Annotated in this window: 8 protein-coding genes, 2 tRNA genes and 1 pseudogene; 1 reads left to right on the forward strand and 10 read right to left on the reverse strand. The window is 41.7% G+C overall.

Going from position 1 to position 10,424, the window contains the following annotated elements:
• Positions 1 to 16: 16 nt before the first annotated feature.
• Entirely contained in the window at positions 17 to 520 is a 504-nt protein-coding gene (moaC, locus tag UN64_RS19170) for a cyclic pyranopterin monophosphate synthase MoaC (protein WP_077365782.1), read from the reverse strand.
• A gap of 400 nt (positions 521 to 920) precedes the next feature.
• Here moaC and UN64_RS19175 point away from each other — a divergent pair, with 400 nt between their 5' ends.
• Positions 921 to 2,882, forward strand: a complete 1,962-nt coding sequence (locus tag UN64_RS19175; protein WP_077365784.1) for an ABC-F family ATP-binding cassette domain-containing protein — start codon at positions 921 to 923, stop codon at positions 2,880 to 2,882.
• A gap of 261 nt (positions 2,883 to 3,143) precedes the next feature.
• Here UN64_RS19175 and tsaD read toward each other — a convergent pair whose 3' ends face one another.
• From tsaD to UN64_RS19220, 9 genes and pseudogenes are all read right to left on the reverse strand, one after another.
• Positions 3,144 to 4,160: a tRNA (adenosine(37)-N6)-threonylcarbamoyltransferase complex transferase subunit TsaD gene (tsaD, locus tag UN64_RS19180; RefSeq protein WP_077365786.1), complete on the reverse strand. Its 1,017-nt coding sequence runs from the start codon at positions 4,158 to 4,160 to the stop codon at positions 3,144 to 3,146.
• Entirely contained in the window at positions 4,157 to 4,606 is a 450-nt protein-coding gene (rimI, locus tag UN64_RS19185; RefSeq protein ID WP_077365788.1) for a ribosomal protein S18-alanine N-acetyltransferase, read from the reverse strand. Before rimI ends, tsaD begins: the two co-directional genes overlap by 4 nt.
• Before the next feature lie 9 nt (positions 4,607 to 4,615).
• Complete coding sequence (gene tsaB, locus UN64_RS19190; protein ID WP_306460390.1) at positions 4,616 to 5,275, reverse strand: tRNA (adenosine(37)-N6)-threonylcarbamoyltransferase complex dimerization subunit type 1 TsaB; 660 nt, start codon at positions 5,273 to 5,275, stop codon at positions 4,616 to 4,618.
• Positions 5,253 to 5,763: pseudogene (gene tsaE / locus UN64_RS19195) on the reverse strand (tRNA (adenosine(37)-N6)-threonylcarbamoyltransferase complex ATPase subunit type 1 TsaE). Before tsaE ends, tsaB begins: the two are co-directional and overlap by 23 nt.
• 9 nt (positions 5,764 to 5,772) lie before the next feature.
• Entirely contained in the window at positions 5,773 to 6,774 is a 1,002-nt protein-coding gene (gene thiL / locus UN64_RS19200; RefSeq protein ID WP_077365794.1) for a thiamine-phosphate kinase, read from the reverse strand.
• A gap of 141 nt (positions 6,775 to 6,915) precedes the next feature.
• A tRNA-Asp gene (locus UN64_RS19205) sits at positions 6,916 to 6,991 on the reverse strand.
• Between the two features lie 109 nt (positions 6,992 to 7,100).
• Positions 7,101 to 7,177, reverse strand: a tRNA-Met gene (locus UN64_RS19210).
• 270 nt (positions 7,178 to 7,447) lie between these two features.
• Entirely contained in the window at positions 7,448 to 8,827 is a 1,380-nt protein-coding gene (locus UN64_RS19215; protein WP_077365796.1) for an amino acid permease, read from the reverse strand.
• Positions 8,828 to 8,920: 93 nt separating this feature from the next.
• Positions 8,921 to 10,069 (reverse strand): trans-sulfuration enzyme family protein, encoded by a 1,149-nt coding sequence (locus tag UN64_RS19220; protein WP_077365798.1) that lies wholly within the window; start codon positions 10,067 to 10,069, stop codon positions 8,921 to 8,923.
• Between the last annotated feature and the right edge of the window lie 355 nt (positions 10,070 to 10,424).

Consider the following 10,424-nt stretch of genomic DNA (forward strand, 5'->3'; position numbering starts at 1 on the left):
ATCTTTTCCTATTGTATCATACTTTGTCAGGGCTTGATGAGCGTACAAAATCCCCATTCTTTCCGCCTGTTTTTGAGACGAGATATGTAGGACCGATGATCATTCCTTTATCGGCTGCTTTACACATATCATATACGGTTAAAGCTGCAGCAGATGCTGCAGTGAGTGCTTCCATTTCTACTCCCGTACTTCCTTTTGTTCTTACTTCAGCTTGTATGTTTAATTTGTATCCTTCTTCACTTTCATTGTCCCATTGAAAGGAAAGATCAACTCCGGTTAATGAGAGCGGGTGGCACATTGGAATCCAGTCAGATGTCTTTTTTGCAGCCATGATGCCAGCAATTTGAGCCACTGCGAGAACGTCCCCTTTTTTGAACTTGTTATCTTTAATCTTAAGGAAGACTTCTTCAGATACGGTTATCCCGCTGACCGCGATAGCAGTACGGTATGATGTTTCTTTTTCTGAAATATCAACCATTCTGGCACGGCCTTCTTCGTTAAAATGGGTTAACTCTTTCATAAAACCCCTCCTCAAGTTGAATATACACGAAACCGCTTTTATTGTCGTTATATTCTTCCATGTAAATATTGCAAAATGTTGAACATTCCCTTTGTTGGCGTGAATCCCCAAACTGCGCTAAACTACTAATAGATAGGGTTATGATTGTTATTTAAAGGCTAGTGGAAGTAGTTGATTTCCGCTTCAGGTGCTCGCTTTCCGGGGGGCGTGCGGTGAGCCTCCTCTGCGCTTTGCGCCGTTAGGAGTCTCACCTGTCCCGCTAATCCCCCAGGAGTCTCGTACCTTACGCTCCAACCAACTTGTCAATGAAGCGTAACCAATGCTTTGTTCACAAGCAGCAATTCTTTGGAATAAAGCCACTAAATTAAATAATCACCCTTTTTCATAGAGGTGAATTGAAATGATTATATTACAAGTTCAGGACGTCACTAAGTCTTTTGGTGCTGACGTCATTTTATCCAATATAAAGTTAGAAGTTCAAACGGGAGAACGTATTGCGCTTGTTGGCAGAAACGGTGCAGGAAAGTCTACTCTTCTTCGTGTAATTACTGGGGAATATTCTTATGACTCCGGTCATGTCATGATTCCAAAAGATGTGAAAACCGGCTACCTTGCACAGGATGCAGGTCTTGATTCAGATGAATCCATATGGAATGAAATGCTCTCGGTCTTTGAACCTCTTCGAAAAAAAGAGAAGAAACTGCGTGAGATGGAAGCGCGTATGGGCGATCCAGCCGTTTTAGAAAACGCTGCCGAGTATGAGCGTCTTTTAAAAGATTATGATGAGCTGCAGGTCCAATTTAAGGATGAAGGCGGCTACCAATATGAAGCTGAGATCCGCACCGTTCTTCATGGCTTCCAATTTGCCGATTTTGACAGAGACACAAGAATCAATACGCTGAGCGGCGGACAGAAAACAAGACTTGCTCTTGCAAAGCTTCTTTTAACAAAGCCGGATCTTCTTATTCTGGATGAGCCTACCAACCACTTAGATATCAAAACGTTAACTTGGCTGGAGCAATATTTGCAGGGTTACCCTGGCGGTATTCTGATTGTTTCTCATGACCGCTATTTTCTCGATAAGATCGTGACAACTGTTTATGAAGTATCGAGAAAACGTTCCTACCGCTTTACCGGAAACTATTCGAGTTATTTAGAGCAAAAAGCGGAACGTTTTGCTCAAGAAATGAAAGAGTTCGAGAAACAGCAAGATCAAGTCGCTAAACTTGAAGATTTTATCCAGCGCAACCTTGTGCGCGCTTCAACAACTAAACGTGCTCAAAGCCGCCGTAAACAGCTTGAAAAAATGGAGCTGAAGGAACGTCCTGCCGGATCTGAGAAATCGGCTTACTTCTCTTTTGATATCGAAAGGCAAAGTGGAAACGATGTGCTAAAGCTTGAGGAAGTGAGTACTGGCTATGAAGACGGAACTCCACTTTTTAATCATGTAAACCTGGCAGTAACTCGTCAGGATAGTATCGCGATCGTTGGTCCTAACGGTATCGGTAAATCGACACTATTAAAAGTGATCAGAAAACAGCTGCCGCTCATAACAGGCGATATACGTTATGGCAGCGGTTTGAAAATTTCACATTATGATCAGGAACAAGCCGATCTTCATTCACGAAAAACACTTTTGAATGAACTTTGGGATGATTATCCTGAAAAAACAGAAAAAGAAATTCGATCGATATTGGGTCAATTCCTTTTCAGCGGTGATGATGTGATGAAGCTTGTAAATGAGTTAAGCGGTGGCCAAAAAGCCCGGCTTGCTCTTGCCAAACTCATGATGGAAAAAGGCAATCTGCTTTTATTGGACGAGCCTACGAACCACTTGGACCTGGATAGCAAAGAAGTACTGGAACAAGCATTGATTCATTATCCAGGAACGATTCTTTTCGTATCCCATGACCGTTATTTTATCAACCGGATCGCAACTAAGGTTGTTGAACTGGCTCCAGATGGTCTTACAGAGTATCTTGGGGATTATGATTATTACACAGAAAAAAAGAACGAAATGAAAGCCCGGGAAGAAATTGCAGAACGCCAAAAAGCTGAGAGTGTTACAAGCGCGCCGTCCGCTGCACAGTCAAACAGCGCCAAAAACTCAATCGACAAAGAGGCCAAGAAGCAAGACCGTAAACGGCTACGTCGAATCGAGGAAATTGAAGAGCTTCTTGAGGGACTTGAGAGCAAAATTGCGTTTGCAGAAGGTGAACTTTGCAAACCAGAAGTATTTCAGGATTACGAGAAAACTCAAGAATTCCAATCACAGCTGGATGCATTAAACAGTGAGATGGAAACTCTTATGGAAGAATGGGAAGAATTGCAGATTAAGCTAAAAGCTGACAACCCTATTTAAGGTTGTCAGCTTTCTTTGTTATCCACAGGATATAAATAGATTTTACAAGTGTATTTTACACTTATCCACTTTATCCACAATAAATTGTGTATACATCGTGTGATTTGTGTATAACACGAACCCTTAATTGTAGAACTCTTTCAAACGTTGTCCACATTATCCACAAACATGTGCATAACTTTTCCACAAATAGAATGTCGAATGAAGTCCTTTTTAGTCGATAAAAAAGCTCTTTCCCCTAAGGAAAAGAGCTTTACTTTATTATTGCGCTTCTAGATCCAGTCCAGGAACTCCGTTGAGTGCCATATCAGCCCGTGTACCCTTTTGATAGGCTACACTTCCTGCTGCTGCAATCATAGCTGCATTATCTGTGCATAAGTGCAAAGGAGGGATGATTAAATCATACCCAGTATTTTTAAAGCGTTCTTCCAATGCTTTACGCAGCCCTTTGTTTGCGGCTACACCACCTGCTAGAAGAACTTGTTTTACTTCATATTGTTCAGCCGCTCGAAATGTTTTTTCCACAAGCACATCCACAACGCTTGCCTGGAAGCTCGCTGCTAAGTCTTCTGGCTTAATTACTTCACCGCGCTGAGTTGCATTGTGAACCGTGTTAATGACAGCTGATTTTAATCCGCTGAAACTAAAATCCAGTGATTCAGGTTCAAGCCAAGCTCTAGGCAGGTCAATGTTCGGTTCTCCCTCTTGGGCAAGCTTGTCGATATGCGGACCACCTGGGTACGGCATGTTCAATGTACGAGCGACTTTATCATACGCCTCACCTGCTGCATCATCTCTAGTTTCCCCGATTACTTTGAAGGTTCCGTGTTCCTCCATGAAAACAAGCTCTGTATGTCCGCCTGAAACGATCAGCGACAACAACGGGAACGTCATCTCTTTTACAAGACGGTTCGCATAGATGTGTCCCGCGATATGATGAACAGGTACAAGCGGCAGTCCGTGTGCGAACGCAAAAGCTTTTGCTGCGTTTACACCGATTAAGAGCGCGCCTACTAACCCCGGCCCTTCCGTAACAGCAACCGCAGTTAAGTCAGCAGGCTCAAGCTCTGCTTTGTTTAACGCTTCATCAATAACGATCGTAATTTGTTCCACATGATGACGCGACGCCACCTCAGGCACAACTCCACCGAACCGCTTATGGCTTTCAATCTGTGAAGCCACAATGTTCGCCAATAGCTCTGTACCGTTTTTTACAATGGCTACAGCTGTCTCATCACAGCTTGTTTCGATTGCTAATATGATTTCATCTTTTTTCATAGTTCCACCCACATTACTAACGCATCTTCACCGTTATCACTGTAATAGTTTTTTCTAATTCCGCCTGCTTCGAATCCAAGCTTTTTATATAAGTTCTGAGCAACGTGATTACTGACTCGTGCTTCTAGCGTCATCGTTGCTGCACCATATCTTTTTGCGAGAATCATCGCTTCTTTCATCAGCTGTTCTCCTAGCTTTCTTCCTCTGTATGAAGGAAGAATCGCAATATTTGTTACATGAGCCTCATCCATCACAAGCCAGATGCCGCAATAGCCAATCGGCTGAAAATGGTCTTCTATGACAAGGTAATATGCAAATTGATTTTCAACGATCTCTCTGTAAAAAGCTTCTCTCGACCAAGGAACAGTGAAGGAAGACTGTTCGATGCCAAGAATATCATCAATATCACTTACTTTAGCAAGTCTATAAGTATATGCCTCTCCCACCTGAAACACCTACTTGCCCTGTGACTTCAGCCAGTTTACTTCTGCTTCGGCTAGCTGGAGATAACTTGGTGTAAACGAATGGATGTCATCCGGCTCCCTCTGCATACCGATTCGTCCTAGCTCACTTGGTCTTGGATTATGATCAGACACATGTCCAAATACAGCCTGACTCCCCAAAACCTCAGATATTGTTTCCTGATGGATAGGAAGATCGTTTCCTACAAATAAAATTTTCTTATCTGTGGTCTGCAGTTTTTCAAGCCAGTCTTTTAATAAAATGATGCGGTCTTCCCATAGGTTCTCAAATTCCCCTGAGTCCGCATGTCCATAAAGACCTGTAAACAGCTGAGTTCGCCTTGCATCAAATAACGGTACTGTGAAACCATCAAAATACTTTCCACTTTGTGCGAGTACTTCAAGGCTTGAAATACCTACAAGTTCTTTTTTTAACGTCCATGCGAGCGTTTTAGCGATTGTGACACCAATCCGAACACCTGTATACGATCCAGGACCTTTTGCAACAACGATACGATCGAGTTCAGCAGGTTTCACACCCGTTCCTTTCATGAGCTGCTCGATGGCAGGCATTACGCGTATCGAATGATTTTTCTTTAAGTTTGTAATATATTCACCAAACACTTTTCCTTCATCCAATACTGCAATCCCCATTACGAGGTTGGATGTATCTATTGCCAGTACTTTCATTGCATAATCTCCTTAACACGTTCTTCGTATCTTTCCCCAAGCGGAGTTAATTGTATTTCTCGTTCGTCTTCGCCAATGTGCGAGATGACTAGTTCCAGTCTCTCTTTTGGCAGGTAATCTTCTATAAAGACCGCCCATTCTACCACACAAACCCCTTCGCCTAAAAAATACTCTTCAAATCCTAGATCCTCATCAGAGTCTTCCAGTCTGTACACGTCCATATGATAAAGAGGCAAACGGCCATTGTATTCCTTAATGATGGTAAACGTAGGGGAGTTCACGGTACGGGTTATGCCTAGACCTTTAGCAAGTCCTTTAGTAAAAGTGGTCTTACCTGCGCCAAGATCTCCAGCAAGTGTAAGAACGTCTCCTTTATCAAGGACTGACCCTAGTTTTTCAGCAAAAGCCATCGTTTCTTCCGCTGACTTTGTTTTAAAATGATAAACACTCATGACTTCCCCTTACCTTTCCCGAAAATGATTAAAACCTTGTTTTGTAATTTGTTCTGGTGAACCGTTCTCGTTTCGATGCAAATAGACTGCACCATTACCAGCTTCTCCAACTTTCCCGATTTCAAAAATCTTTAGAGAATGCTGTTGAAACAGTTTGCTTAATGGCTCGAACTGATCTTGAGCAACCGTTCCAGTCAGTACATAATCTTCTCCGCCATACAGCTGAAAGTCTAGCTGCTCGTTCTTATGATATCTGGATAATAATGAACTGACAGGGATTTTAGTTTCATCAATATGTATGGCAACTTGACTGGCCTCAGCAATTTCATTGAGCTCGCTCGCTATACCGTCACTCACATCGTTTAAAGAGATACGAAAACCGCTGGATGTTAAAATTCTCCCCTGTTCTATATGAGGAGCTGGCATTTGATGCTGTAAGATCAACTGCTTTTCATCACTGCTAAATTGATGGTGTCTCGTTTTTTCTAGTAACAGTTTAAGACCTGCTGCAGATTCACCCGTTACTCCTGTTAAAAAGACAGAATCTCCTGGCTTTGCATTTTTTCGGAGCAGACGCTTTCCTTTTTCTACTTTTCCAATAACGGTAACGGTTAATACAAGAGGTCCTTTTGTTGAAACGGTATCCCCGCCAATGAGGTCTGTTTTATACTTTGATGCGAGATTGGCCATCCCTTTATAAACTTCGCTGAGCTCTTCCGCGTTCCAGTCCTTAGCTATCGCGATAGATACTAAATAAAATTGAGGTATCGCACCCATTGCGCCTAAATCACTTAAGTTTACAGCAAGCGCCTTGTAGCCAGCTTGATAAGGTGACAAAGTATCTTTCGTAAAATGGACACCTTCCACCATCGTATCAACACAGACGACTTGATCCATTTCTTTGTTTACTGACCAAAGTGCGGCGTCATCACCAATACCCATTACTAACTCTTTTTGATAAGAAGAATCTGGTGTGATGCTTTTTATCCATTCAAATTCATCATGAAGCACGGAAAACCACCTCTTTGGCTAAATCAGTTTATAAAAAAGCCTTAGGATCAGATCGAACTCCTAAGGTATCAGTAGTATATTTTAAGTTTAACTTACTTTTAGACATAAAAAAACACGAAACCTTGTTTCGTTGTTTAAAAGTGGCGGACCCGACCGGGGTCGAACCGGCGATCTCCTGCGTGACAGGCAGGCATGTTAACCACTACACCACGGGTCCAGCTTGTATGTAATTGATGTAGTTCATGAAATAAAATTGGTTGCACCCTATGGGTACTCCAGATATTTCATAGTCAAGAAGAATCTCGACGTTGTTCATGAAATAAAATTGGTTGCGGGGACAGGATTTGAACCTGCGACCTTCGGGTTATGAGCCCGACGAGCTACCAGACTGCTCCACCCCGCGACGTTATGAATGCTTACGGATGATGTTACTCTACCGAAGCGTCTAAAGACTGTTTCTTCCTCTACAAGTTCTTTTAGATGTGTATGCGTCGAAACAATTCGTAGCATACTCGTGAGGTAACGCTCATTGCTCCACCCCGCGACGTTATAAAAGGTTGTTTGTTCAACAACTTGTTTCGGACATTTATTAATATAACACGTTTATTAGTATGATGCAAGTGTTAATTAAATATTAGGGCACTGGAATTTTATTTTTTCCAGCGCCCTTTGATTATGCTGCTTTTTTCGCGTTTTCTGGTCTCTTATGGAAACCTTTAGCGTAGTAGATGGCTGTTAAAAGAATCAGCCAGAGTGGGCCAACGATTAACGCAATCCTTGTATCTGGGAAGTAAGCCATGATTCCTACTACAAATATTAATATCGCAAGTGCTAAAAATGATCCAAACGGATATAACGGCATTTTAAACTTCAATTCCGCTTTTTCTTTATCACTTAATCCTTTACGGAATTTCAATTGTGAAACAAGAATAACGGACCACGTCCAGATCGCACCAAACGTCGAGATACTCGTTACCCAGACAAAAACTTTTTCAGGAACTAAGTAGTTGAGTACTACCCCGATTAACAGTGCTGCCGCTGAAACTAAAATAGCTGTAGACGGCACTCCTGTTTTACCTACACTATGAAGTTTTGCAGGTGCTTGTTTTTGTTCAGCAAGATTGAACAACATACGTCCTGTACTGAAAATCCCGCTGTTACAGCTTGATAATGCAGCTGTTAATACAACAAAATTAATGATTCCAGCAGCTTGTCCAATTCCGATCTTTTCAAACGTTAATACAAACGGACTTCCTTGTGTGCCAATTTGATCCCAAGGATAGATCGACATAATAACAAACAATGCCCCGACATAAAATAATAAAATACGCCAAAATACAGTATTTACAGCTTTGGCAATCGATTTTTCAGGATTTTTTACTTCACCTGCTGTTACACCGATCATTTCAATACCTAAGAAAGCGAACATAACCATTTGCATCGACATGAGAATACCTTTAACGCCATTTGGTGCAAAACCGCCGTTTTCCCAAAGGTTGCTGATCCCGGTTGCAACTCCACCGTTACCAAAACCAAATATAATCATCCCTAAACCACTTACAATCATTAAAACGATTGCTACAATTTTGATTAAAGCAAACCAGAATTCAAACTCACCATACGCTTTAATCGCAAGAAGGTTGATGCTAGCCATAATAACAAGTGCAGCTAATGCCCAGATCCACGTCGGTACATCTGGATACCACATTTTCATATAGATTCCTACCGCTGTAATTTCAGCCATACAAGTTACAATCCACAAGAACCAATAGTTCCAACCTGTTAAGTAACCAGCTAATGGTCCAATGTAGTTTCTTGCGTATCGGCTAAAAGAACCTGCTACTGGCTGATGGATTGCCATCTCCCCAAGAGCCCTCATAATCATAAACATTACTGCTCCACCTAGAGCATATGCAAATAAAATTGCCGGTCCTGCCATCTCAATTGCTGAAGCGGAACCTAAAAATAAGCCCACTCCAATAGCAGCCCCAAGTGACATAAGCGTAATATGCCGTTCCTCGAGCCCGCGATGTAATTCCTGTTTCGGCTTCATTTTTATGCCTCCCTTGCTGTGTTTGATGAAGCGCTTTCACTCAGGTATCATACCACGATTCGACAAGAGGAACAATTTCTTTTATGTTACAGTTTAAAGCCCTAAAGCTTTTTGAGCAGCCGTTTTAAAGGCTTCAATAATATCCTCTGCATTTTCGATTCCGACAGAGATTCTGATTACATTTTTGTTGATTCCAAGCGTCTCGCACATTTCTTCTGGCAATGATCGATGAGAGGTTCCGAGTGGATAGGAAACCGTTGTTTCAACCCCTGCTAATGTCGGAACGATGTGTACCCAGTCAAGGGATTTAAAAAACGTATGAACATCACTGCTGTCATCAAGTTCGATGGTTACGATAGCCCCGTTCCCTTTTTCGCTGACAAACTCAGGGTAGTATACTTTCTTAATACCTTTCGTCCCCTTTAACTCGTCTGCTAGTGCCTTTGCATTGGCTACATGACGCTCCATACGTACGCTTAACGTTTTTAATCCTCTAGATGCCAGCCACGCATCAAACGGTCCCAGGTTGCAGCCAAGATGAACCATTTTAGACTTCGCTTTTGCAATCAAATCCTCTCTTCCTACAACGACACCTGCCGTTACATCACTATGTCCATTTAAGTATTTCGTAGCACTATGAACGACAAGGTCAATGCCTTGTGTGTACGGCTGCAAAACAAAAGGCGTAGCAAAGGTGTTATCAATCATCGTAGTTATATTATGTTTTTTAGCTAATTCAACAAGCGCTTTGAGATCTTCTACTCTTAAAAGCGGATTTGTAACGGATTCCGAGTAGAGCAGTTTTGTATTAGGTTTGATGTTTTTTTCAATTTCATTTGGATTATTAAAAGAGACAAATGAAGTTTCGATGCCGAAACTCTTCAAATCATCGGAAAGAAGCTGATAAGTGCCCCCGTACAAGTCCTCGCAAGCCACAATATGATCGCCAGACTGTGCTACGGACAGGATGCCGACTAGTATAGCTGAAATTCCCGATGACGTGACAACACCCGCTGGAGCTTTTTCGAGCTGTGCTACCCCACGGGCAAAGTCATCTTGGTTCGGATTGTTCATTCTTGTATATAAAAAGTCATTTTTACCGCGAAAAAAATCTTCTAAATCATCTAGATCGGTAAAAGAAAAGGCTGAAGTCTGGTAGATTGGCTTTACCTTGCTTACAGACTTAACATTGTTATGACCGCTTGCATGTACAGTGGATGTATCGAAATGAACGTCTTTCATTTATATTGCCTCCCCATTATTTTTATCTCCTAGTGTAGCATAAATTCCGGTGGAGTAAGTGATATTTGATTGTAGTGGATGGAGTTGGTTAATGTGATGGGGATTGTGTTGGTTATTGAATAAAAATCAGTCCTAATAAAAACTTTTCGCCAAAAAAGAGGGGATTAGAAGAATGATAAAGCCTTATTAATGATAAGTAGAAAATGTGCGAATGCTCATAAATTTAGCTCAAGGACAATAAAAAATGATGAAGGATCATAAATCTTGCTGAAGGCTCATAAAAGGAATTTCACCTTTAAATAATGCTGCTGGAGCCACTTTCATTGCTTCAGAAATCCTTTGATTCTTTCGTTTT

It is taken from the genome of Fictibacillus arsenicus (assembly GCF_001999465.1).
GTDB classification, from domain to species: domain Bacteria; phylum Bacillota; class Bacilli; order Bacillales; family Fictibacillaceae; genus Fictibacillus; species Fictibacillus arsenicus.